Origin of the sequence: Providencia sp. PROV150 (assembly GCF_028481025.1) — a bacterium.
In the GTDB taxonomy this organism is placed as follows: domain Bacteria; phylum Pseudomonadota; class Gammaproteobacteria; order Enterobacterales; family Enterobacteriaceae; genus Providencia; species Providencia hangzhouensis.
Map to the genome: position 1 here is coordinate 1 of NZ_JAMPPJ010000014.1, position 25,405 is coordinate 25,405.

Annotated in this window: 23 protein-coding genes; 18 read left to right on the forward strand and 5 right to left on the reverse strand. The window is 43.5% G+C overall.

What is annotated here, in order from left to right; translation table 11 throughout:
• The first annotated feature begins 61 nt into the window (after nt 1-61).
• Together phrB and PSE83_RS11350 are read left to right on the forward strand one after the other, a co-directional pair.
• Nucleotides 62-1,504 carry a deoxyribodipyrimidine photo-lyase gene (gene phrB / locus PSE83_RS11345; protein ID WP_004262896.1) on the forward strand — a complete coding sequence of 481 codons (1,443 nt, stop codon included), beginning with the start codon at nt 62-64 and terminating at the stop codon, nt 1,502-1,504.
• A gap of 79 nt (nt 1,505-1,583) precedes the next feature.
• Nucleotides 1,584-1,895: a monooxygenase gene (locus PSE83_RS11350; protein ID WP_004262898.1), complete on the forward strand. Its 312-nt coding sequence runs from the start codon at nt 1,584-1,586 to the stop codon at nt 1,893-1,895.
• Nucleotides 1,896-1,914: 19 nt separating this feature from the next.
• Here PSE83_RS11350 and PSE83_RS11355 read toward each other — a convergent pair whose 3' ends face one another.
• The gene (locus tag PSE83_RS11355) at nt 1,915-2,724 is read right to left on the reverse strand and encodes a class I SAM-dependent methyltransferase (RefSeq protein WP_272660867.1); all 810 of its coding nucleotides are present in this window, start codon (nt 2,722-2,724) and stop codon (nt 1,915-1,917) included.
• 50 nt (nt 2,725-2,774) lie between these two features.
• Nucleotides 2,775-4,838 carry a phenylacetic acid degradation bifunctional protein PaaZ gene (paaZ, locus tag PSE83_RS11360; RefSeq protein WP_272660855.1) on the reverse strand — a complete coding sequence of 688 codons (2,064 nt, stop codon included), beginning with the start codon at nt 4,836-4,838 and terminating at the stop codon, nt 2,775-2,777.
• Between the two features lie 323 nt (nt 4,839-5,161).
• Here paaZ and paaA point away from each other — a divergent pair, with 323 nt between their 5' ends.
• From paaA to paaY, 13 genes are all read left to right on the forward strand, one after another.
• Entirely contained in the window at nt 5,162-6,100 is a 939-nt protein-coding gene (gene paaA, locus PSE83_RS11365; protein ID WP_036958609.1) for a 1,2-phenylacetyl-CoA epoxidase subunit PaaA, read from the forward strand.
• A 31-nt stretch (nt 6,101-6,131) separates the two neighbouring features.
• Nucleotides 6,132-6,419 carry a 1,2-phenylacetyl-CoA epoxidase subunit PaaB gene (paaB, locus tag PSE83_RS11370; protein WP_004262911.1) on the forward strand — a complete coding sequence of 96 codons (288 nt, stop codon included), beginning with the start codon at nt 6,132-6,134 and terminating at the stop codon, nt 6,417-6,419.
• Between the two features lie 10 nt (nt 6,420-6,429).
• Complete coding sequence (gene paaC / locus PSE83_RS11375) at nt 6,430-7,188, forward strand: 1,2-phenylacetyl-CoA epoxidase subunit PaaC (RefSeq protein ID WP_036958610.1); 759 nt, start codon at nt 6,430-6,432, stop codon at nt 7,186-7,188.
• Between the two features lie 4 nt (nt 7,189-7,192).
• Nucleotides 7,193-7,702, forward strand: coding sequence for a 1,2-phenylacetyl-CoA epoxidase subunit PaaD (gene paaD / locus PSE83_RS11380; RefSeq protein ID WP_004262915.1), 510 nt, complete (start codon nt 7,193-7,195; stop codon nt 7,700-7,702).
• 10 nt (nt 7,703-7,712) lie between these two features.
• Nucleotides 7,713-8,771 (forward strand): 1,2-phenylacetyl-CoA epoxidase subunit PaaE, encoded by a 1,059-nt coding sequence (gene paaE, locus PSE83_RS11385; RefSeq protein WP_196724735.1) that lies wholly within the window; start codon nt 7,713-7,715, stop codon nt 8,769-8,771.
• Nucleotides 8,772-8,779: 8 nt separating this feature from the next.
• Complete coding sequence (gene paaF / locus PSE83_RS11390) at nt 8,780-9,553, forward strand: 2,3-dehydroadipyl-CoA hydratase PaaF (protein WP_272660856.1); 774 nt, start codon at nt 8,780-8,782, stop codon at nt 9,551-9,553.
• A 2-nt stretch (nt 9,554-9,555) separates the two neighbouring features.
• On the forward strand, nt 9,556-10,350 hold the full coding sequence (gene paaG / locus PSE83_RS11395; protein ID WP_272660857.1) for a 2-(1,2-epoxy-1,2-dihydrophenyl)acetyl-CoA isomerase PaaG: 795 nt from the start codon (nt 9,556-9,558) through the stop codon (nt 10,348-10,350).
• 2 nt (nt 10,351-10,352) lie between these two features.
• A complete protein-coding gene (locus PSE83_RS11400; RefSeq protein WP_004262924.1) occupies nt 10,353-11,903 on the forward strand; it encodes a 3-hydroxyacyl-CoA dehydrogenase in 1,551 nt (516 codons plus the stop codon).
• Nucleotides 11,900-12,340 carry a hydroxyphenylacetyl-CoA thioesterase PaaI gene (paaI, locus tag PSE83_RS11405; RefSeq protein ID WP_004262926.1) on the forward strand — a complete coding sequence of 147 codons (441 nt, stop codon included), beginning with the start codon at nt 11,900-11,902 and terminating at the stop codon, nt 12,338-12,340. The genes PSE83_RS11400 and paaI overlap by 4 nt, the downstream gene beginning before the upstream one ends.
• The gene (gene pcaF, locus PSE83_RS11410; protein ID WP_004262928.1) at nt 12,337-13,539 is read left to right on the forward strand and encodes a 3-oxoadipyl-CoA thiolase; all 1,203 of its coding nucleotides are present in this window, start codon (nt 12,337-12,339) and stop codon (nt 13,537-13,539) included. The genes paaI and pcaF overlap by 4 nt, the downstream gene beginning before the upstream one ends.
• A 118-nt stretch (nt 13,540-13,657) precedes the next feature.
• A complete protein-coding gene (gene paaK, locus PSE83_RS11415; RefSeq protein ID WP_094960845.1) occupies nt 13,658-14,968 on the forward strand; it encodes a phenylacetate--CoA ligase PaaK in 1,311 nt (436 codons plus the stop codon).
• 151 nt (nt 14,969-15,119) lie between these two features.
• Nucleotides 15,120-16,058 carry a phenylacetic acid degradation operon negative regulatory protein PaaX gene (paaX, locus tag PSE83_RS11420; protein ID WP_004262932.1) on the forward strand — a complete coding sequence of 313 codons (939 nt, stop codon included), beginning with the start codon at nt 15,120-15,122 and terminating at the stop codon, nt 16,056-16,058.
• Between the two features lie 21 nt (nt 16,059-16,079).
• Nucleotides 16,080-16,673 (forward strand): phenylacetic acid degradation protein PaaY, encoded by a 594-nt coding sequence (gene paaY / locus PSE83_RS11425; protein WP_047756301.1) that lies wholly within the window; start codon nt 16,080-16,082, stop codon nt 16,671-16,673.
• Between the two features lie 37 nt (nt 16,674-16,710).
• Here the strand turns inward: paaY and PSE83_RS11430 are convergent, their stop codons facing one another.
• Nucleotides 16,711-18,234 (reverse strand): DHA2 family efflux MFS transporter permease subunit, encoded by a 1,524-nt coding sequence (locus PSE83_RS11430; RefSeq protein WP_172766741.1) that lies wholly within the window; start codon nt 18,232-18,234, stop codon nt 16,711-16,713.
• 16 nt (nt 18,235-18,250) lie between these two features.
• The gene (gene emrA / locus PSE83_RS11435) at nt 18,251-19,423 is read right to left on the reverse strand and encodes a multidrug efflux MFS transporter periplasmic adaptor subunit EmrA (RefSeq protein ID WP_004262941.1); all 1,173 of its coding nucleotides are present in this window, start codon (nt 19,421-19,423) and stop codon (nt 18,251-18,253) included.
• An 848-nt stretch (nt 19,424-20,271) separates the two neighbouring features.
• On the opposite strand from emrA, the gene PSE83_RS11440 reads away from it, so the two are divergent.
• Together PSE83_RS11440 and PSE83_RS11445 are read left to right on the forward strand one after the other, a co-directional pair.
• The gene (locus PSE83_RS11440; RefSeq protein WP_004262945.1) at nt 20,272-22,329 is read left to right on the forward strand and encodes a TonB-dependent receptor domain-containing protein; all 2,058 of its coding nucleotides are present in this window, start codon (nt 20,272-20,274) and stop codon (nt 22,327-22,329) included.
• Nucleotides 22,330-22,390: 61 nt separating this feature from the next.
• Complete coding sequence (locus PSE83_RS11445) at nt 22,391-23,248, forward strand: alpha/beta hydrolase (RefSeq protein ID WP_272660858.1); 858 nt, start codon at nt 22,391-22,393, stop codon at nt 23,246-23,248.
• 2 nt (nt 23,249-23,250) lie between these two features.
• Here the strand turns inward: PSE83_RS11445 and PSE83_RS11450 are convergent, their stop codons facing one another.
• Nucleotides 23,251-24,183, reverse strand: coding sequence for a LysR substrate-binding domain-containing protein (locus PSE83_RS11450; RefSeq protein ID WP_096863520.1), 933 nt, complete (start codon nt 24,181-24,183; stop codon nt 23,251-23,253).
• A 601-nt stretch (nt 24,184-24,784) separates the two neighbouring features.
• Here PSE83_RS11450 and PSE83_RS11455 point away from each other — a divergent pair.
• Nucleotides 24,785-25,390, forward strand: a complete 606-nt coding sequence (locus PSE83_RS11455; RefSeq protein WP_036958612.1) for an ankyrin repeat domain-containing protein — start codon at nt 24,785-24,787, stop codon at nt 25,388-25,390.
• The last annotated feature ends 15 nt before the right edge of the window (nt 25,391-25,405 follow it).

The following is a 25,405-nucleotide window of genomic DNA, read 5'->3' on the forward strand; positions in this document are numbered from 1 at the left end:
GAGCCGGTAAAACGGCTCTTTGTTTTAATTTCAACAAAAACTTCAACCAAGGAGGGAGACGATGGCAGCCAAACAAGTTTGTCATCTTATCTGGTTTCGTAATGATCTACGGGTCACTGATAACAAAGCACTTTCCTCCGCCTGCGCAGACCCAAATGCAAAGGTAATCGCCCTTTTTACGGCAACCCCTAAGCAGTGGCAACAACATGATATGGCTGAACGGCAAATTTCATTCATTCACCAGAATCTTGTTGAACTGCAGAATTCACTCGCAGAGCTTGGTATTCCACTGGTTTGCCAAACCGTTAACCATTTCACCGATGCGGCACAATGGGTACTCGATTACGCAAAGACACAGCAAGCGGATGCCTTGTTTTTTAATCGGCAATATGAGTGGAACGAAAAACAACGAGACGAGTGGTTAATCAATCAACCTCATGGGTTGCATATCCATGCTTTCGATGATTATTTATTACTACCACCCGGCTCCGTGACGACTCAAAAAGGGGAGATGTATCAAGTTTATACTCCCTTTCGCCGAGCCTTCCTCACCCAACTTACCGTGACAGATTGCCGTTCACTACGAGCCCCAGAAAAACGAGCGGCCGCTATCAACATCGATAAGGCTTTGCCATTATTTCCGCACCAGCCAATTGAAGACTTCCAGCAATTTCCTGCCGGTGAAAAATCGGCTTTAACGCGACTCAGGCAGTTTTGTTCCCTGAAAGTCGGCGATTATCAAAACGATAGAGATATTCCCTCTATTGATGGTACCAGCCAATTATCACCTTATCTCGCGGTGGGGGTGCTATCCCCTCGCCAATGCTTCAACCGATTACAAGCAGAGAACCCCCAAGTGTTAGATCACCCTGATAGTGGGGCGTTCACGTGGTTAAATGAGTTAGTCTGGCGTGAATTTTATTCGCATCTTTTAGTGGCATTTCCACGCCTATGTCGCCATCAGCCATTTATTCAGTGGACACAACATATTCACTGGAATGATTCTTCAACCGATTTTGCAGCATGGAAAACGGGACAAACGGGTTACCCAATAGTGGATGCCGCTATGCGCCAGCTAAATACAACAGGTTGGATGCATAACCGCCTACGAATGATTGTGGCTAGTTTTTTAGTCAAAGACTTACTGATTGATTGGCGCAAAGGTGAAAAATACTTTATGAGCCAACTGCTTGATGGCAGCTTAGCCGCGAATAACGGCGGTTGGCAGTGGTCAGCCTCTACTGGCGTTGATGCCTCCCCTTGGTTTCGTATCTTTAACCCAACCACTCAAGGGAAAAAGTTTGATGCGCAAGGGGCTTTTATTCGCCATTGGTTGCCCGAATTGCAGCAAGTCCCCGACAAATATATTCATACACCTCATGAATGGGCTGTGATCAGCAACACTGCGCTTAATTACCCAGAGCCGATTGTTGACCATAAACAAGCTCGGTTAGCGACTTTGGCTGCGTTTGAGGCAGGTAAACGTAATAGTTTGAAGCAATAAATCGTTTAAAATACGATAAATAGCAAAGTTATTATTTGCTTTAAGAACTACTATAACGCTTCAATCATAAGGAGCAGATATGAGCGTTATTTTACAAGTTGATTTTCCGTATCAGGGGCCATGGGGTGATGAAATGGCATCCGCAATGAATGATTTGGCGGAATCAATTAACCAAGAGCCGGGCTTTATTTGGAAGATTTGGACTGAAAACCAACAAACACAAAAGGCAGGTGGTGTGTATTTGTTTGCTTCAGAAGCTGATGCACAAGCTTACCTCACCAAACACAGCGCACGATTAAAATCCTTTGGTGTTCCTGATGTTCGCGGTGAAATTTTTGCGGTAAATAACGCGCTTAGCCAATTAAACCAAGCGCAGTTTTTAGCGCAATAATTTTTAGCGCAATAAATAGCTATTGGTACTGAAATTCAAACAACATCACATCTGAGGTAAATGAGCCATCTGCTTGTACTGCAAAGTGGCTTTTTACCTCATCACTTAATGTTCCTTGGTAGTGGCGGATAGCCTCAACGAGTGCCTTTGGTGTACGCATCCGTTCGACCCAACTGGTAAATTCCAGCGCTAAACGGAAACTTTGTACTCGTTGAACAAATAGCCCTGCATTATTAAACATACCAGACCATTCTCCAGCGGAATAATCACGAATGTGTGAAGTATCCCGAAGCACTTCGACAGTTTGTAAGTAAATATCCAATAATGGATGCCCCGGTGATACCACATCAATAAAGATGCCTTTTCCACCCGCTTTGAGCACTCGGCGCACCTCACGTAGCGCTTGTTCCACATCGTGCCAATGGTGTGCTGAATAACGGCTAATCACTCGGTCAAAACAATTGTCATCAAACGGTAGAGACTCCGCAGTCCCTTTGCAGGTAGTGATATTGTTTAATTCACGTTCTTGTGCATTTTTAGCCACAACATTGAGCATTGAGTCCGATAAATCATAAGCCGTCACTGACTTCACCAACGGCGCTGCATGGAAACTGGCATGCCCTGCTCCACAGCCAAGGTCAAGCACGTCCTCGCCCTGACAGCATTGTAGCAATTGTTGCAAAACAAGTAAGTCCTCACCTTGTGCATGAACTTGGCTGGTTAAATACGAGTTTGCTTGCTGGTCAAATTGTTGATAAACCGCTTGATGGTGCGTTTTCATCTTTGTTTCCCTACATTCAGTTGCTAGTAACTCATCACAACAGAAAATGATTGAAAATGCACCTATTAGCTCAATAATTAATTCATATCGTATAATGACTAATGAAAATCACCTACACGACGCTCCACCAGCGTTAAAATACTGTACAACGCCACAACGGTATCATCCTGATTAAACACTTGCACATCCCATTCAACAACACCATTGGGTTTATCTTCAGCAAGTTTTTGCGTTTTTTTGATCTTTTTCTTGCACGTTAGGCGAACTTGTATGGTGTCTCCGATTTTCACTGGTTCAATAAAACGCAAACTTTCCATGCCATAATTGGCGATTACGGGCCCAACACCTGCATCAACAAATAACCCTGCGGCTGCTGAAACGACAAAATAGCCGTGCGCAATTCGTTCACCAAATAACGACTGTGCTGCGCCAATTTTATCGACGTGAACATAAAAATTATCACCGCTGAGACAAGCAAAATTAGCAATATCGGCCTCTGTAACGGTACGCCTTGCAGTCAGTAATGTGTCGCCAATCGCTAAGTCTTCAAAATGCTTACGGAATGGATGAACCACATCAGCGATAGTGTCTGCCCCGCGAATCCATTGCTTGGTAATGGCTGTTAGCATCGAAGGGCTACCTTGGATGGCAGTACGCTGCATATAGTGTTTGACAGCTCTCAACCCACCGAGCTCCTCACTACCACCTGCACGACCTGGGCCGCCGTGTACCAGTAACGGAAGCGGAGAACCGTGGCCTGTAGACTCCGCGGCGGATGCTTCGTTTAAAATTAGCATCCGCCCATGTGCCCGCGCACTCGCACGAATGACCGTTTGCGCGACTTGTGCATCAGCAGTGACTAACGTCCCCGCAAGACTACCTCCACCTAAAATCGCCAACTGCACCGCCTGTTCGATATTGTCATAGCTCATTAATGTGGCGACAGGGCCAAAAGCTTCAATTTCATGTACCGCAGTCGAATTAAAAGGCTCTGCACAATACAACAACGTTGGTGGATAGAAAGCCCCGTACTGGCTATCTGCTCCAATAACATCCAGCTTTTCGAATTGCCCACCACATAGGACTTCACAGCCATGGTCACGTAAATAATTCACCTTTTCTTGTACGTCTTGGCGCTGTTCTAAGTTAATCAATGCGCCCATTCTAACCCCTTCCACCGCAGGATCGCCCACTGTTGTGGCAGATAAACGTTTCAATAATGCCTGCTTCACATTTTCGAGCTGGTTTTTCGGCACAATAATGCGACGAATCGCGGTACACTTCTGTCCCGCTTTCGCTGTCATTTCACGAACGACTTCTTTAATAAATAAAGTAAATTCAGGCTGTTCTGGCTGGATGTCATCACCTAAAATTGCACAATTCAGTGAATCCGCTTCCATTGTAAAAGGCACTGATTTGGCAATGATACATGGATGCGATTTTAGTTTTTGCCCTGTACTAGCCGACCCTGTAAAAGTCACCACATCTTCAAAATCGAGGTGTTCAAACATATCGCCAACACCACCGCAAACCAGTTGAATTGCGCCATCAGGTACCAGGCCGCTATCCACCATTAACTTCACCATCGCCTGTGTTAACTGTGCTGAGGCGGTTGCTGGTTTGATAATAGCAGGCATGCCAGCAAGCCATGTTGGAGCCAGTTTTTCTAACATACCCCAGCACGGGAAGTTAAATGCATTAATGTGCAGGGCAACGCCACGGCGAGATGTTAAAATATGATGGCCAATAAATTGCCCTTGTTTTGATAACGGGATCATTTCATCTTCAGGCCAAATCGTGTCATCTGGTAGCTCACGGTTAGCGAGCCCCGAATAAGAAAACAATGTGGCAATTCCCCCTTCAATATCCACCCAGCTATCCGCTTTGGTTGCGCCAGTTTGTGCCGAAATCGCATATAACTGCGCTTTATGTTCCAGTAGGTATTTTGCTAGGGCCTTAAGCATTTGCCCGCGTTGCTGGAATGTCATCGCTGACAATATTTCGCCCCCCACTTGGCGGCCATATTGCAAACTTTCTGCTAACGGCAACCCTTCAGTCGTCACCGTATATAAGGTTTCATTCGTTAGCGCATGGTGAATTTTTCGCCCTTCGCCCTCACCTTGTACCCATTTTCCCATAATGTAACTTGTTAAATGCTGCATATTCCTCTCCAGAAATAAAAAACATCAATTCAAATCAGATGACAAATATGTATCATAAAAATAATCATAGAAGCTAATTTAAATTTAACAAATTAAGAACGATTTTATATAAAATGCCTATTTCCATTAAAACCACACAAAAAGCAATAAATTTAACTAATTGTTTTTTCTTTAATTTTACTTATTGATTGTGAAGTACATCGCAAAACAAGGTTAATGAATATTGATCTTTATGTTAACAATTCCTAGCATTGATGTTAAATAAACATGATTCACTATTTTAATAAAAAATAACATTAACGAATCACTTAATGGAAAGATCAATGAGCGAGCATAATCAGGCTAACTTCGAAGCCAAAATCGAAGCAGATATTTCCATCGAGCCCAAGGACTGGATGCCCGATGCGTATCGGCAAAATCTTATCCGCCAAATTGGTCAGCATGCCCATTCAGAAGTCGTCGGCATGCTACCAGAAGCGAATTGGCTGACTCGAGCCCCAACACTCCGCCGTAAAGCGATTTTACTGGCCAAAATTCAAGATGAAGCAGGTCATGGTTTATACCTGTATAGCGCTGCCGAAACTCTCGGTTGCTCTCGTCAAGATATCTACCAAAAGTTACTTGATGAAAAAATGAAATATTCCTCCATTTTTAACTACCCGACATTAAGTTGGGCAGACATAGGAGTGATTGGATGGCTTGTCGATGGTGCGGCAATTGTGAACCAAGTTGCATTGTGCCGTGCCTCTTATGGCCCTTATGCACGAGCAATGGTGAAAATTTGTAAAGAAGAAAGTTTTCACCAACGCCAAGGTTATGAAGCTGTTATGGCACTTGCAGAAGGCACCGATGAGCAAAAAGCGATGCTGCAAGATGCGATAAACCGCTTTTGGTGGCCCGTTCTCACGATGTTCGGCCCCAATGATTCGGACTCCCCGCACAGCGCTCAAAGCATGGCTTGGAAAATCAAACGCTTCAGTAATGATGAGCTACGGCAAAAGTTTGTTGATAACACCGTTCCGCAAGTGGAAGCGTTAGGTATGACGATCCCTGACCCTGATCTGGTTTGGGATGAAGAACTTGGTCATTACCGCTTTGGTGAAATCGACTGGGAAGAGTTTTATCAAGTTATTAAAGGCAATGGCATTTGTAATCACGAGCGCCTTAGCGCTAAGCGCAAAGGGTGGGAAGACGGCGCATGGGTACGTGAAGGTGCAATGGCACATAGCCGCAAACAAAAATCCGTTAAAACGGCGGCTTAATCACTGACCATTTTACAAAAAGGAAAACACCATGAGCAATCAAGATTGGCCTTTATATGAAGTTTTTGTCCGTAGTAAGCAAGGGCTTGCGCATCGTCATGTCGGCAGTTTACATGCGGCTGATGACCAAATGGCACTGGAGAATGCCCGCGATGCATATACAAGGCGTAGCGAAGGCTGCTCAATTTGGGTGGTGAAGGCCGCACATTTAATTGCCTCACAGCCCGAAGATAAAAGCACCTTCTTCGACCCTGCGGATACCAAAGTCTATCGTCACCCAACCTTCTATACCATCCCTGATGGTATCAAAAACATGTAAGGAGCTTGCCATGAACCAACAAGAACAGCTCCACCATTACACATTACGACTTGGCGATACCCCCTTAATTTTAGCGCAGCGCCTGTGCGAATGGTGTGGCCATGCCCCTGAGCTCGAAATTGACCTTGCGTTATCCAATATCGGCTTAGATTTGCTAGGGCAAGCGCGTAACTTTTTGAACTATGCCGCGCAATTAAAAGGAACTGAGTGCGATGAAGACACCCTTGCTTTTTTGCGTGATGAACGAGAATTCAGCAATTTATTATTGGTTGAACAACCCAACAATGGCTTTGATGACACTTTAGTGCGCCAATTTTTTATGGATGCTTATCATGTTCCATTATATGAAGCGCTAATTCATAGCTGTGATGAACAACTGTCTGCCATTGCTGAGAAATCCCTCAAAGAAGCCGTTTATCACTTGCGTTTTAGCCGCGGTTGGATGATCCGTTTAGGGGATGGCAGTGAAGAAAGTCATCAACGAATCCAACGTTCAGTCAATGAGTTATGGCGTTTTACTGGCGAACTTTTCCATGCTGATGACGTTGAAATCGCACTTAGCGAATTAGACATCGCCGTTGACCCACGTTCTTTACAAGCCGCATGGTTAAACACCATTAACGAAACATTCACTGAAGCGACCCTCACTGTGCCGGAGAAAAAAGCATATCGCTTAGGCGGCAAACAAGGCAGCCATACTGAACATTTGGGCTTGTTATTAACACAATTGCAGTTTGTGCAACGCGCTTACCCGAACTGCCAGTGGTGATGCTATGGAACAGAGACTGCAACATTGCGAACTTCAATCGCCCCAAGTTCACCAGATCTGGCAACAGCTCCACCAAATACCCGATCCTGAACTACCCGCACTCTCTATTACTGATCTTGGCATGATCCGCAATGTGCTACCTGCGGCTCAGGGTTGGAAAGTTATTTTTACACCTACCTATTCAGGTTGCCCAGCAACTGAATTTTTACTCAATGAAATTAAAACTGTTCTAGGTAATGCGGGTTTTCCAAATATCGATATCGAAATTCTGTTAACCCCTGCGTGGACAACAGATTGGATGAACCAAGATGCAAAAAGACGCTTGCGTGAATTCGGTATCGCACCACCACAAGGTACGTCCTGCGAGCACCCAGAACACAAAGGTGCGGTTCGTTGCCCACGTTGTGACAGCGAGCAGACCGAAAAAATTAGTGAATTTGGTTCCACTGCATGCAAGGCATTGTATCGATGCACTGAATGCTTAGAACCGTTTGATTACTTTAAATGTATTTAGGGGCACCTATATGACTGTATTTCATCGTTTAAGTATTGCTGCCATTGAGCGTGACACCCCTGATGCTGTCGCTATTACTTTTAACGTACCCGATGCATTACGAGAGCAATATCATTACCGCCCGGGGCAACACCTCACATTAAAAGCCTCTATTAATGGTGAAAACCTACGTCGCTGTTATTCCATTTGCAGCTCACCGGATGAAAACACGCTAAAAATTGGGGTGAAAGCCATTTACGAGGGGCGTTTCTCTAATTTCGTTAACCAAGAGCTACAAGTTGGCGATAGCCTTGATGTGATGGTTCCGCAAGGGCAATTTGGCTATCAGCCAGAAGCAGATAACCACGCACACTATCTTGCCGTCGCTGCTGGCTCTGGGATCACACCATTGCTCTCCATTATTAAAGCCACATTACAAACTGAACCCAAAAGCAGTTTTGTGTTGATTTATGGTAATCGAAATAGCCGCTCAGTGATGTTTAAAGAAAGCATCGCAGACCTAAAAAACCGTTTTGCAACACGTTTCCAAGTTCTCTACCTATTCAGCCAAGAACAGCAAGATAGCGAACTACTCAGCGGCAGGATTAGCCAACAACAGCTCAGCGCCTTAAATAACACCTTATTAAATTTTAAACAATTTGATCGGGCGTTTATTTGTGGGCCCGACAGCATGATGGATGAGGTGCATGACACTTTAGTCGGCTATGGCATGCCAAAGGAATATGTTCACACCGAGCGTTTCAATACTTCAGGCGCTAAATTCAAACCCGCAACAGCTATAACTAGCGAAACACGTCAAGTCAGTATTCACCTTGATGGCAGAACGATGGATATCGCCATGGATAGCCAAGACGACAGTATTTTGGATGCCGCACTGCGCCAAGGTGCGGATTTGCCCTACGCCTGTAAAGGGGGCGTTTGCGCAACCTGCAAATGTAAATTGCGCTCTGGTGAAGTGGAAATGGGGGTCAATTACAGCCTCGAGCCCGACCAAATCGCTGCGGGGTACATTCTTAGCTGCCAAGCGTGGCCAAAAGGCGATGGTGTTGTTTTAGACTTTGACGTGTAGGAGCTGTAATGGAAAACCACTGGATTTTGTCACAACAACATAACCGCGTTTTGACACTCACGTTAAACCGACCTGAAGTGCGTAATGCCCTGAACACCGCCTGCTTAGAGTTGCTCGTTCAGCACCTCGAACAAGCACAAATAAATGATGAGGTCGGTGCGATTGTAATCACCGGAAATCCGCGTTTTTTCGCAGCCGGTGCCGACCTTAAAGAACTACAGCAACAAACCGTTGCAAATGCGATCACCGATAAACGCCCACAAGTTTGGCGCAGGTTATCCATAATATCAAAACCTATTATTAGTGCTGCGAATGGTTATGCACTAGGGGCAGGTTTTGAATTATTACTCGCCAGCGACATCGTTATAGCCGGTGAGTCCGCTCGCTTCGGCTTACCCGAAATTACTCTGGGTTTAATGCCAGGCGCGGGAGGAACGCAGCGTTTAATTCGCGCGGTGGGCAAATCCCTCGCCATGCAAATGGTACTAACGGGTGAACCAATCAGTGCAAAACACGCGTTGCAAGCAGGGTTAATCAGTGAGATTTGTGTGGATGAATTGGTGGTAGAACGCGCCCAAAAACTGGCAGAGCGCATCGCGATGCATGCACCTTTAGCCGTACAAGCCGCGAAAGCATCACTGGTGCATTCTCAAGAAAACCACCTTACTGAGGGGTTACAGCTTGAGCGCCAATATTTTGTGACTTTAGCGGGTACCAACGATCGACGTGAAGGGATCGAGGCATTCTTCGAAAAACGAAAACCCCAGTTTACAGGACAATAATCATGACCAATGAAGCAATGATCCTCACTACTTTAGAAAATGGGGTTCTCACCGTCATTCTCAACCGCCCCGATAGGCTGAATAGTTTTAACGATGAAATGCATCGTCAGCTCAGTGAAGCAATCAAAATAGCAGAACGCGATGAAACCGTACGCTGTTTAGTGATCACTGGCGCAGGCCGTGGATTTTGTGCCGGACAAGATCTGAATGATCGCAATGTGAGCGTGGGTAGTGAAGTTCCTGATCTCGGTTTCTCTGTTGAAACTTATTATAACCCCTTGATCCGTCGCCTAACCGCATTACCAAAACCAATTATTTGCGCGGTCAATGGTGTTGCAGCGGGTGCAGGCGCCGCCATTGCACTCGCTGGTGATATTGTCATTGCCGCAAAAAGTGCCAGTTTTATTCAATCTTTTTGCCGCCTTGGCTTGGTTCCTGACTCAGGGGGGAGTTGGTTTTTACCTCAATTAGTCGGCCATGCACGGGCAATGGGGATGGCATTATTAGGCGATAAAATAAGTGCGGAGCAAGCATTACAGTGGGGAATGATTTGGCAAGTCACTGAAAATGAAGAACTCACTAATACCACTCAACAGCTTGCGCAACACCTTGCGACCCAACCCACTTATGGCTTAGGGCTTATCAAAAAAGCCATTTATGCCGCGGCAACTAACACTCTTGATGAGCAACTCAACCTTGAGCGCGACTTACAGCGCCTTGGCGGGAGAAGTGAAGATTATCGCGAAGGAGTTAGTGCTTTTTTAAATAAACGTGAACCACAGTTTAAAGGAAGATAATCATGACCTTACCTTTGAATTTAGCCATCAATACCGTCGCCGTTATTGGCGCAGGCACTATGGGTATTGGTATTGCGCAAGTTGCCGCGAGCGCGGGTTTACGTGTCTTGTTGTTTGATGTTAACCAAGAGGTTTTACGTCACTCCCTTACCGAAATGACTCAACGGCTCAATAAGCGCGTGGAGCAAGGAAAAGCCCAAGCTGTAGCAACAAAAGAACTGCTTAACTGCATTAGCGTTGCGCAAAGTTTACCTGAGCTCTCAGAAGCACAATTGGTAATAGAAGCTGTTGCTGAAAAACTTGAGGTAAAGCAAACCATTTTCAGTGAACTTGAAGGCATTTGTAACGAAAAAACCATTTTTGCTAGTAATACTTCATCGTTATCAATTACCGCAATCGGTAGACAATTAACTCATCCAGAACGTCTTGCAGGATTACACTTTTTTAATCCCGCTCCCGTGATGAAATTGGTTGAAGTGATCCGCGGGCTAGAAACATCAGATACGGTGATAAAACAGCTAAAAGAATTGACGCTATCATTTGGAAAAGTGCCTGTGATTTGCCGTTCCACTCCTGGTTTTATTGTCAACCGTGTGGCTCGGCCTTTCTACGCAGAAACAATGCGTGCCCTTGAAGAACAAATTGCGTCCCCTGCCACATTAGACAGCGCCATACGTGACGCCGGTGGTTTCGCTATGGGGCCATTACAACTAACAGATTTAATTGGTCATGATGTGAACTATGCGGTGACTGAATCGGTATTTCAGGCCTTTGGGTATGACCCACGCTTTCAAACCTCATTAATGCAATTGGAATTAGTTCAAGCGGGTCATTTAGGCCGTAAATCGAAGCAAGGATTTTATCATTATGATGATAATAAACCCCAGCCTTTACCTTTAGTCGCAGAAAAAATTCACCTTGACCAGCCTCTAAACATAAAAGCTCATGGCGATTGGCAGATATTTCCTGAGTTTGCGCAGCTTTTAATTGAAAATGGGATCTCTCTCGAAGGATTCACACAACATTCCGAACAATTCCCAACACTTATTGTTAATGACGTTATTATTATGTTAACGAATGGTGAATTGGCGTCATCACATGCGCAAATACAAAAACAAGCGGTCGTACATTTTGATTTGTCAGCAAATTACCTTACAGCAAAAGCCATCACGATAAGCTGTGCAGCACAAAATAATACGCAGCAAAACCAACAAGCAATCGCATTTTTTCAATCATTAGGCAAACACGTGATTGTATTACCAGACTACCCTGCGCTGTTAACCATGAGAACGGTCGCGATGTTGTGCAATGAGGCATTAGATATCGTCAATAAGAGAATAGCAACTGCGTTAGATACCGATAATGCCATGTGTTTTGGTGTGAATTACCCCAAAGGCCCACTCGCTTGGGGGATGCAACTTGGCTGGCAACGCGTGCTGTCCGTACTTGAAAATTTAGCACAGTTTTATGGCGACAGCCGTTATCGGCCAAACCCACTTTTAAGGCAATTAGCAGCCGGTTATCAATCTTTATCTTTCAAGGAGCAACCATGATTTCACTGCCAAACGATACACTGGCCCAGCAATCAGCTCACATTATGTACCGTGATGATGCATGTGCAAAAGCTATGGGTATGTCCATTGAAAAAGTCGAAGAAGGCTTTGCGCAATTGAAGATGCCTATCACAGCACAAATGCTTAACGGCCATAAAACCTGCCACGGCGGGCAATTATTTAGCCTTGCCGACACTGCATTTGCCTACGCCTGTAATAGCCAAGGGCATGCCGCTGTTGCCTCAATGTGTTCCATTGATTTTATTCGTCCCGGTTTTGAAGGTGACTTACTGACTGCCACTGCCACGATGAAACACCAAGGCAAACGTAACGGCTTATATGAAGTCGAGATAACTAACCAAGATGGCAAAACACTCGCTCTATTTCACGGTCGCTCTCATCGGTTAGGCCATCGTTTAACAGGAGAACAATCATGATAGATGCGTTTATTTGTGATGGTGTCCGCACCCCAATTGGCCGCTACGGTGGCGCTTTATCACCATTACGTCCTGATGACCTTGCCACAGTACCATTAAAAGCCTTAATGGAAAGGCACCCGCAACTCGATTGGTCATTAACTGACGACATCATTTTAGGTTGCGCAAACCAAGCAGGAGAAGACAACCGTAATGTAGCTCGCATGGCAGGACTGTTATCCGGGCTCCCTGTTTCAGTTTCTGGTACCACCATTAACCGCCTATGTGGTTCTGGGCTAGATGCCATTGCATTAGCGGCAAGAAGTATCAAATCTGGTGAGTCCGGGCTCATGATTGCCGGAGGCGTCGAGTCCATGAGCCGAGCGCCGTTTGTCATGGGCAAACAAGAATCTGCATTCTCACGCCAAGCGCAAGTATTTGATACCACTATTGGCTGGCGCTTTATCAACCCGCTGATGGAACAACAGTTTTCCACAGATTCGATGCCAGAAACTGCGGAAAATGTGGCTGAAACCTACCAAATTAGCCGTGAAGACCAAGATGCTTTTGCATTACGCAGTCAACAGCGTACTGAAACTGCAAAAGTTAACGGTATTTTTGCGCAAGAAATCATCCCTGTCACGGTTAAACAACGTCAAAATGAATACGTCGTCAGTGAAGACGAACATCCAAGAGCAGAAACGACATTTGAACAATTACAAAAACTAAAAACCCCGTTTCGCGATAACGGGACTGTAACGGCAGGTAATGCTTCTGGTGTTAATGATGGAGCTGCCGCACTGATTATCGCATCCGGCACTATTGCCAAGCAGCAAGGGCTAACACCACGGGCTCGTATCATCGCTACAGCCACTTGCGGCGTTGAGCCAAGATTGATGGGGATCGGTCCACTTCCTGCCTCGCAAAAAGTATTAAAAATGGCAGGGCTCACCATCGAACAAATGGATGTTATTGAACTAAACGAAGCCTTTGCCGCTCAAGCACTCGCCGTTTTAAGGGGGCTTGGTTTACCTGATGATGCCTCACACGTTAACCCTAACGGGGGAGCCATTTCGTTAGGCCATCCACTTGGAATGAGTGGAGCAAGGCTTGTTATTGCCGCTATCAATGAGCTGCACCGCAAGCAGGGGCGTTATGCATTATGCACCATGTGTATCGGTGTTGGCCAAGGCATAGCAATGATTATTGAACGAGTCTGAACAACGTCTTAATACAAATAAAAACAGCCTGAAAACCCGACACCTGCTCAGGCAAATACCAGAAACGTCATTTATTCACGTGAACTGGTGAACATAATAATTATGAGGACAGGCAATTATGAGCAATATACAAGATAGCATCGACCCAATTGAATTTGCATCGCGGGATGAGATCGAGTCTTTACAGTACTCTAGAATGAAGTGGACACTCACTCACGCCTATGAAAACGTCCCCATGTATCGAAAGAAATTCGATGATGCGGGTGTACACCCTGACGATTTCAAACAACTGAGTGATATCGAAAAATTCCCTTACACGACCAAACAGGATTTACGTGAAAACTACCCATTTAGCACCTTTGCCGTGCCAATGGACCAAATCATCCGTATTCACGCCTCTTCGGGAACGACTGGCCGCCCAACGGTGGTGGGTTACACCCAACGAGATATCGATAACTGGGCTGACCTGATCGCACGTAGTTTACGTTCAGCAGGCACTGTCCGAGGCGATAAAGTCCATGTTGCTTACGGCTATGGTTTATTCACCGGAGGCCTAGGTGCCCACTATGGTGCGGAGCGCCTAGGAGCCGCAGTTATTCCTATGTCTGGTGGGCAAACTGAAAAACAAGCGCAACTAATCGCGGATTTCAAACCCGATGTGATCATGGTAACTCCATCGTACTGCTTAAGTATTATTGATGAACTTGAGAAAATCATGGGCGGAGATGCTAGTAAGTGCTCACTTAGATTAGGTGTCTTTGGCGCTGAACCTTGGACAGAATCTCTCAGAACAGAAATTGAAACCCGCCTTGGTATCAAAGCGTTAGACATTTACGGTTTATCTGAAGTCATGGGGCCTGGTGTCGCTATGGAGTGTGCAGACTCAGGAGAGAGTGGCCCAACTATCTGGGAAGACCATTTTTATCCCGAAATTATTTCCCCCAATACCTTAAAAACCTTGGGGGCGGGTGAACATGGTGAGTTAGTGTTTACTACCCTGACAAAGGAAGCTATGCCTGTGATTCGTTACCGAACTCGCGACCTCACCCACCTTATGCAGGGGGTCAATCGTAATATGCGTCGAATTGGTAAAATCACCGGTCGTTCAGATGACATGATGATTATTCGCGGCGTAAATGTGTTCCCTTCTCAGATTGAAGAACAAATTATGCAGTTTAAGGAGCTTTCTCCCCACTATCAGTTAGAGATTGGTCGCCAAGGCAATATGGACAACTTATCTGTCCGTGTTGAGCTCAAACACCCTGAACAACTCACTTATGATGAACGCTGTAATATCTGCCACCATTTAAAGCACCGAATCAAATCCATGGTTGGCATTAGCACCCGTATTAGTATTGTCAATTGCGGCGATATCCCTCGTTCTCAAGGCAAAGCCGAACGAGTAATTGATACTAGAATTGCGATTTAATTCAAATTATTAAGGCATATTGAGATGAACTACTCTGATATGCCTTAATCTCTGAGAAAGTGTTCAAAACAGGTAATGGAAGACAACCTTTAAATTTATGTCTACTATTCAGTAAGCCTTCTGATACATAAATTTTATAGATGAAATATAAATGGAAAATAAACTTAGCCAATTCATACAACATGCAATAGCAAGCCAGCCCATTAGTGGTACGTCTCTAATTAGCTCACTCTATGGTGATGCTTTGCACCATCGTGGTGGTGAAGTGTGGCTAGGAAGCTTAACTAAGCTGTTAGAACCGATGGGCTTTACTGACCGCTTTGTTCGAACCTCCGTTTTCCGTTTACAAAAAGAAGGTTGGCTCGATGTAGAAAAAATCGGCCGTCGCAGCTATTACCGCATTTCTGAGCGTGGGCAAAGTCGGTTTCGCCGAGCAGAAAATAAAATTTACCTCGCAGGGCAGCCTGATTGGGATGGAAAGTGGGATTTACTACTCCTCGAAGCGGCTGATAAAGACGAAAAAATTAGGCTAAAAAAGGAACTGAGTTGGCTCGGTTTCGGGCAATTTAACACGTCACTCATGGCGGCACCAAGCTGTGCGCAAAGTGATGTACCGACACTACTTAATGAGCTCAATGCCACGGAAAATGCCATTTATTTTCATGCCGATTACCCCTATAGCCGCTCAGAAAAAAACCTCAAAGAACTGGTTTCACACGCTTGGTCTTTGCAAGAAATTTCAGAGCATTACCATCAGTTTATTTCCTTATTTAGGCCACTTGCACTACTCCTTAAAGAAAATACTGACGCACAGATCTCCCCTGAACACTGCTTTCAGCTACGTTTGTTACTGATCCACTTCTACCGCCGTGTCACGCTTAAAGACCCGTTATTACCTGATGAACTCCTTCCTACACAATGGGAAGGCCATATTGCTCGCCATCTTTGCACCAATATTTATCAACGCATTGATCAAGCGGCAACCCAATATGTTTCTGAACAGTGCGAAACGACGGTTGGCGAACTACCTCAGCCATCCAGCGCTTATTATCGCCGCTTTGGTGGAGTACTCAGAGATATAGCCGCCTAAATACACATTACAGGAGCCTGTATGCCTTTTTATCAAATCGATGGTATTACGCCCGTCGTAAGCCCTGAAAGTTTTGTGCACCCTACTGCTGTGGTGATTGGTGATGTTATTATTGGCAAAAATGTCTATATTGGCCCAAACGCCAGCTTACGTGGGGACTTTGGTCGCTTGGTCATTAAAGATGGTGCCAATGTGCAAGATAATTGTGTCATGCACGGTTTCCCGCAATATGAAACGATCGTCGAGGAAAATGGGCACATTGGTCATGGGGCAATTTTGCATGGCTGCCATATCAAACGTAATGCGCTAGTCGGGATGAATAGTGTAATTATGGATGGAGCCGTAATTGGCGAAAATTCCATAGTGGGCGCATGCGCATTCGTCAAAGCTGAAGCTATCTTTCCAGAAAATAGTTTAATTGTCGGCACTCCAGCCAAAGTCTTGCGCGCTTTATCAGACAAAGAAATTGCGTGGAAAACCAGCGGAACTAAAGATTATCAAAACTTAGTCACACGCTGCTTAAACACCTTTAAAGAAGTCGAACCACTCAAAGAAATCGAAACGAACCGACCCACTCTAAGTTTCGAGAATGTGATCCCTAAATCCCAGTTATAAGCTAGATGGGGCTAAAATACGTAGCCCCATCCATTAATTATTTCGCATTACTGCCAAATGGTGGCTTAGCAAACCAAACGGTAATAATCAGCGCAATAAATACCCAACCGCATAACCAGAAAATCTCATTTGCAGCAATAATTAACCCTTGGCTAGTAATTTGCTGGGCAATAAAACCGGAAGTCTGTTCGGTACTCAGCCCATGAGCGGCCATTTCTTGATACATCCCTAAAGATTCAGGATTGTAATCGGTAATAAATTCCGTTAATTGGCTATGATGCACGGCTTCTCTATCACTCCACAGCGTTGTGGTAATGGAAGTCCCTATTGAACCCGCTAAGGTACGGAAGAAGTTAGCTAAACTCGACGCGGAAGCGAGTTTTTCCGGCGGTAAACCTGAAAGTGTCAATGTAGTCAGTGGCATAAAGAAACAAGCCACTGCCATCCCTTGTACCAATTGCGGCCAAACCACAGCAGAAAAGCCCATACTCGGTTCAAAAGTATATGCACGCCAGAAGAAGCAAATTGCATAGAATACAAAGCTAAAGGTCACTATCCAGCGAATATCGAGAAAATCGGATAGTTTTGCCACTGGAGCCGAGAACAACACAGGCAATAAGCCAATAGGTGCCAATGCGAGCCCTGCCCATGTTGCCGTATAGCCATAAACTTCCTGTAAAAGTTGCGGCAACAAGACAATAGCACCGAAATAGGCCATATATGCCAAGCTGACAGAAATCGTTCCGATGGTAAAATTGCGCGATTTAAATAACGATAATTCGACAATTGGGTTTTTATCTGTGAGTTCCCAAATAACGAGGAATACCAACGCAATCGCTGAAACAACGGCTAAGATAACAATTTCATTAGACGCCAACCATCCCAGTTCCTTACCTTTGTCGAGCAGAACTTGTAAGCAGCCAACTCCCACAGAAAGTAGTGCCAAACCAATCACATTGAATGGCACTTTCACAACCTTCGACTCCATCCCTTTTAAGATAATTGAGCCGACAATAATGACGAAAATGCCTAAAGGCACATTCATAAAGAATATCCAGCCCCAATGGAAATTATCACTAATATAACCACCAAAAATAGGACCGAATACTGGGGCTAAAATAATCGTCATCGACCAAAATGCTAACGCCATATTTTGCATTTTTGGCGGATAGCAACGCATGATAAGACTTTGCGAAAGCGGGATCACTGGCCCGGCGACGGCCCCTTGCAATACGCGGTATAAAATCAGCATACCAAGGCTATCGGAAAACCCACAAAGTAATGAAAATAATGTGAAAAGTGCCGTTGCCCATAAGAAAACACGGATTTCACCAAAACGCTTCGCTAAGTAACCAGAAATGGCAATTGAAATCGCATTCGATACGCCAAAAGAGGTAATCACCCATGTCCCTTGAGACATAGAAACCCCAAGGTCACCGGCAATAGTCGGGATAGCCACGTTAGCAATCGTGGAATCAAGCACCTGCATGAAGGTCGCAAGGGACAACGCAATGGTTGCCCATACCAGTTTTGCACCCTTAAGTGGTTGAATATCTGCCACAACGGCTCCTTTCAAGCTAGTCTGCGTTATCGCTAATAATGGTGTCGATGATGTGGTCGACATCACTTAAGTTTAAGACCAACACATCACTTTCAAATGCTGGTGCTGTACGCTGAACTTCCGCTAAAACAGGGCCATTCTGGTCTTTAATATCTATGGTGACATTCATGGATAACCCAATGCGTAATGGGTGCTTCGCCACCTGCTCAGGGTCTAATTCAACACGTACAGGCAAGCGCTGTACGACTTTAATCCAGTTCCCTGTCGCGTTTTGGGCGGGTAATAATGAGAAAGCACTGCCGGTTCCCATATCAAGCCCGACAACGGTACCGTTATAAACGATATCATCTCCGTAAAAATCACTGTTAATCGTCACGGGTTGCCCAATACGGACTTTTTCTAGTTGGGTTTCTTTGAAGTTTGCATCTACCCAAACAGGCTGGACAGGCACAATGGCCATTAAAGAGCTCTGTGGGCTGACTTGAGAACCAACTTGAACATTACGCCGTGAAACATACCCCGTCATCGGGCTTTTAATTTCAGTACGTTGTAAGTTTATCCACGCACTGCGTACGCTATCAGCCGCTTGCTGAATTGCTGGTTGTTTTTTGAGCTCTGTATTACGCAACAATGCACGGTTGGCATTGTATTGTTGAATAGAAATATCCAGAGCTGCCTGAGCAAGTTGTACCGCTTCTTGGGAGTGCTGTAGGTCTTCCTTCGAAATGGTACCGCTGCGGCCTAAAGCCACACGACGTTGATAATCTTTTTGAGCTTGCGCAAGTGTCACCCGGTTTTTTTGAATTTGCGCTTGATATTCATCACCATTGATATAGAGCTCTTTGGTTTTGCGCACGGTTGTTGCTAAATCATGTTTGGCTTGTTCGAATGCTAAGCGGGCGTTAGTTTTATCTAATACAACGAGTACATCACCCGCCTTTACCAAGTCGGTGTTTTCAAAGTTAACTTGAGTAACATTACCCGTTGTTTGCGCAACTATCGGGATTTGCAAGCCAGATACATAGGCATCATCGGTATATTCTTGAAAGCGTAAAACTAAAAACCAATAAGCACCGTAGGCTACAAATAATAGAATGATAATTATTGTGGCTATCACCATCCATATTGTTCTGCGTTTTTCATTCGTCGTTTTTTGATTATGTGTTTCTGAATGGGTATCTTGACTCATAATAACTCTCAAGTTCTGAAATCAATATTAATTCTTCCTATATATTTACGAACTATATGTAATAAAGCAATAGCTAATAATTTACAATCAAATTAATCCCAACAAAAAACCATTAATTCATTGATATGAAACAACTAATTAAAAGCAAATCAAATCAAGCATTAAATTGATGTTTATTATCAATTTAATCAAAATCATTCTTAATTAGATTGAAAGTGAAAATTAAAAATATATTAAATAATATTTATTCGTAATAAAAATCAATCATTCAATTATCGACATTCTTTTTTAGATGTGACGCCCCTATTTATTAGGCTATATTTATGATTTCTTAACTTGGAGTTTTCATTTTTGATCACTGACTGCCGCTTGCTTTTTAATACCACTGATTGTCTCGATTTTCATTTTTGTCCTCATCAATACAACATTAATAAACTCAATACGGTGCTTAATAGAGCAACGAAGTACGTTGGTAATTGCTGGCCTTTCGAGCAGCTTTTATCTCTTTACCAGTACTTAATATTATTCATTGGGTTAACGAGGTTATCCCCAAGGATACGGGCTAATTTTGAATGTATGTTTCATATAACTCAAATTTTTTTAGTGAACGTTGGCGCTAGAGTAGCTTTACACACCGATAAACACCATAAACCAAAGTTAAGCCTTAATTTTTCGTCACGCTTGGTCAAAACGGTAAAAGGGGGGAAACACCGTAAGTGAAAATTCTTAGCTGAGATCAAATATTGCTCATAAATTAGCTAGCTCATTATTTATTTTTGATATGTTTTAGTGATAATATTCGCAAACAATATAATTATCATTCTCATTTATATTTACTAGGGATAACTATGACTTTGCAATATCACTACACCCTTATTGCCGCCGGTGTTTGTGCGGCTTTATCTTCATTTAGCGCTACAGCAGCAGACAATAAAACAGATACCATGGTCGTCAGTGCGTCAGGCTTCTCGCAACAACTGCGTGATGCTCCTGCTAGTGTGACCGTGATCAGTGCAGACCAATTACAAAATAAACCTGTCCGTGACCTCGCCGATGCCGTTAAAGACGTGGAAGGGGTGAGTATCGTTGGTGCTGCCAACAAACAAGATATTAATATCCGTGGCTTACCCGGCGAATACACGTTGATATTGGTCGATGGGCGTCGTCAAAATAGCCGTGAATCACGTCCAAATGGGAGCGGTGGTTTTGAAGCGGGCTTTATGCCACCTGTCGAAGCGATTGAACGCATCGAAGTGATCCGTGGACCTATGTCCTCCCTGTATGGTTCTGATGCGATGGGTGGTGTTATCAATATCATCACCAAAAAAGTGACCAATGAATGGCATGGTAGTGTTACAACTGGCGCAATTATCCAAGAAAACAGTGATAGCGGTAATTCAACCGACGGTAACTTCTACCTATCTGGCCCATTAATTCAAGATAAACTCGGCCTGCAATTGTATGGTGGTGGGGATTATCGCCAAGAAGATAAAATTGCTGATGGCCATCATAAAAAAGATAATAAAAGCCTAACCGCAAAACTGACTTTTACCCCAATGGAAAACCAAACTTTCTTATTAGAAGCGGGTAGAACCACACAAGAAAGAGAAGAAAAACCGGGTAAGTCACTTGCTCCAACCACCGAGGTTAACGGTAAACAAAGAAAGAATAACCATTCAGAAATCCATAATGACCGTAATCATATCGCTTTAACCTATAAAGGCGATTGGGATTCATTTAATACAGAATTAAGTGTTTACCAAGAAAACACCAAAAAAAGAACAAAAACAGAAATAAAAGACACCAAGACAAATCTGACAGAATACCGTTATGACGCACGTGTACCTGAAATCACCAATACCGTTGTTGATGGAAAAGTTGTCGCATTTTTACCGAATAATATTCTAACTGTCGGTGGACAGTTCCAGCATGCAAAATTAAAAGACACCTCTGCAACAGGGTCTTCAACGACTGAAAATGCAAAACTGACCGCAGAACAACATGCCTTCTTCTTAGAAGATGAGTTTACAGCTACTGACAACCTGATATTGACGGGGGGATTACGTTTAGATCACCATGAGTCATATGGTAACCATTGGAATCCTAGAGGTTATGCAGTTTATTACCTAACCGATGAGATTACCATTAAGGGGGGCGTTTCCTCCGCTTTCCGTGCTCCAACATTACGTGAAGTTAGCGCTAACTACGGAACTTCAACAGAGAGAGGCGCAGGCATTATCTATGGTAACCCTGACTTAAAACCTGAAAAAAGTGTCAGTGAAGAAATTAATATTGCCTATAACCATGAATCGGGCTTTGATGCGAGCTTAACATTCTTCAATACTGATTTTAAAAATAAACTAACCAGTTATAACACCAATAAAGAAGATCCTATTACAGGCTTGAACCTTTACACCTATGATAATGTAGGTAAAGCTAATATTAAAGGGGTAGAAGTTGCTACAGGAATCCCAATAGGTCAAGACTGGAAACTCAGTTTGAACTATACCTACACTGATTCAGAACGCAAAAGTGATGAAGAAACTCTAAACAATAGTAATATTTCACTTAAAGGCTACCCATTGGATAAAACACCGAAACACTTAGCTAATGCAAAATTAGATTGGAACTTCAATGAAGACCTGACTTTGTATACCCGTGCTCACTATGAAGGTAAACAAATCTGGGCTGCACAACGTAATGGGGCTTCTGTTCCACGTTACCGCAGCGCCTATACCACTATGGATGTCGGCGCAACCTATCAATTATTTAAAAATACCAAACTAAACTTTGCAGTGCTAAATATTGGCAATGAAAAAGGCGATAAAATTGATGCACAAGGTGGTGGAAACTGGGATGTTGAAGACGGACGCCGTTATTGGGCGAACGTTAACGTTAGTTTCTAATTAACTCTGAGGGTATGCCTGTTTCAGGTATGCCCTCAAAACCTTTAAATAGACTCAATAAATGAATAAAATCATATTAAGTGGCATATTACTGTGTATGACCAGTTCCGCATTTTCCCGCCCAAGCCAAACCATTCCCCCCTTGGATAAAACTGTCAGCCAATTTTATGATATCCAACAAACGGATATGACCTACGGTGACCGTGCGCTGCGCATTTACAGTGCAGTGCCCTATAATGTCACCGCACAACGCCCTGTCCTGTATATGCTTGATGGCAATGGTTTATACCCCAAAGCGGTTAATCGCGCAGTTGAAAAGCTGCCAGCGGATAAACTACCGATTATTATTGGGATTGGTTACCCCATTGACGAAGCCTTTCCAAAAGCATGGCGAACCTACGACTATACTCCCCCTGTTGCGGGTGACGAATTTAAACAAGGGGGCGGCTCCCCTGCGCTATACCAATATTTAACTGACACAATCCGCCCATGGGCAGAACAACAGTTTCCTATTGATAAAAGCAAGCAAACCCTATTTGGCCATTCATTTGGTGGATTATTTACCTTGATGGCATACCAGCAACAGCCGGATGATTTCCAGTTTTATGTTTCTGCCAGCCCGTCATTATGGTGGGGCAAAGGAAGTATGGTGGATTTAGCAAAATTGACAGCTAAACAGGCCAATTCCCCCCTGTTTGTGACTTTAGGTGGTTTAGAAGAGAGCCCTGATTTATCCAAACTCAGCACCGAACAGGTGAAAAATTACCAAATGCGCAAAAGTTGGATTAGCACACGCCAAGTTTGCACTGAAATTGCAAACCACCAAAGGCACTGTGAATTTACCTTGTTCGACGGCAAAAACCACGGTTCAGTGATCCCTGACGCCATCGATAAAGCCCTTGATGTCGCTAGCCAATAATACTAATTGATGGGTTTTAGGAGGTCGCTGTAGAGGTCTGCTAAAACCCCCTTTTCACCAAATTCTTTGCGGATCCACTGCGTCACAAGCCCAGTAGCTGAATGTTGTGTGGCTAATAGCATATGGGAGTCTTGTCGTGGGTTCTGAATTTGTTTTGTTACCAACAGGCCATGTTTAACATGTTCTTTGATCATATAATCGGGTAAAAAGCCAATCCCTTCACCGAGTATCTGACACTGGCATTTAGTATTAAAATCAGGAACTTGAATTGCCTCTTGCCCATGTAGTAGCCAGCCCACCCGCTTATTAATGGTATGCGCGGTATCCTCTACCATAATATTTGGATAAAGACGCAACTGGCTCTCAGCGATGGGCTCTGGCATCAACGCCAAAGGGTGAGTTGCCGCTATAGCAAATTGCCAGTGAATCGCACCAATTTCAGTGTAGTCAATTCCACCGCCATCCATCAAAGTGCCTGGAGCGCCAATCGCAATATCCGCATGGTTATTAATAATGGCATCCCAAACCCCATTGTACACTTCTGTTGTCACTGTAATATGGCAGGTAGCAAACTGTTTTTTTAATATTTGCAATAACCTAGCGGTATGATACGGCGTATATAATAACTGATTAATACAAATACGTACCCGCGCTTCAATACCTTGCTCAATAGAATAAATACTTTTTTGAATGGAATGGAAATTATTAAGCAAGTCGGTTGCTTTTCGATAAAAATAATAACCGGCTTCGGTGAGTTCAATATTACGGGTATTACGAATAAATAACGCCACATCTAAATAGGTTTCGATACGTTTGATGGTATAACTCACCGCGGAGGTGGTCACGCCTAACTCTTCTGCTGCTTTACTAAAACTCGCAAACTTCGCCGCTGTTGTGTAAGTCAGTAAGTTTTCTTCCGTAAAAATTGAGTTCATACCCACCGCCAAAAATGTTTAAAATTTAGACAAATCATATTTTTATGTGAATAAAATTCAATAACGTAAAAATCAGATTATTTTTCGAGCACATTTTTATAGCTTAACAGAATTATTAACAACTGGAATAGATTAAATTTGATATGCATTTTCGCCAAGTAAAAACCACACCTTTAAAGTAACTATTAATATTCGAAATACCTAATATTATTGAATTAAATAGGCAAACCAAGTATTAACATTCGACACGATTGCGATCAATAAAATTACAAATTTAACAAATTAAAAACTTTCAATTTGATGTCTATCACAGAACTGAGTAAATCATGATTTTCGATTTTAATTAACAAAGAAAATCACACAATTCGGGTCAAAAAATGGCCATAAACTATCAAATAACGATTAAAAATAATGCTCACACGCACAAAAAAGCCGGATTATTGAATTTAATTCAACAATCAAACGCCTCATTGATGAATTAAATTTAAACGGATTCTTTTTATTAATGACAATTGCTATGCTCTAATCATTATATATTCGAAGTCACCTTTAAATTGTCTTTATCTATGTTGGTAATAAAAACCAACCTAAGGGGAAAATGATGACCGCTAGTACTCTCGCTCACGATTTTTTAACCGCCGCTGAACAAGGACAATTAGAAATATTAAAAAGTTGTCTTGAAAAAGGTGTGGATATTAATACCACCAACCGTCAGGGCCGTACAGCTATCGTCAATGCCAGCCTAAATAAACATTATGAATGTGTTTCTTTTCTGATTAATGCAGGGGCGGATATTAATAAACAAGACCAAACGTGTTTTAACCCTTTCTTATTAAGTTGCCTTAATAATGACCTCACTTTATTGCGTATTGTCTTGCCTGCAAAACCAAATTTAGATTTATTGACCCGTTTTGGTGGTGTGGGAATTACACCTGCTAGTGAAAAAGGCCATGTAGAAATTGTTCGTGAATTACTTGAAAAAACCGATATTAATGTCAACCACACCAACTTTGTAGGTTGGACACCACTATTAGAAGCTATCGTACTCAACGACGGTGGCGAAAAACAGCAGCAAATCGTTAAATTGCTATTAGACCATGGCGCAAACCCTCACATGACTGATAAATATGGTAAAAAACCATTAGAGCTAGCTCGTGAAAAAGGCTATAACGAGATTGCTGAGTTACTGATTGCAGCTGGAGCCTAGCGAAATCATAGACTC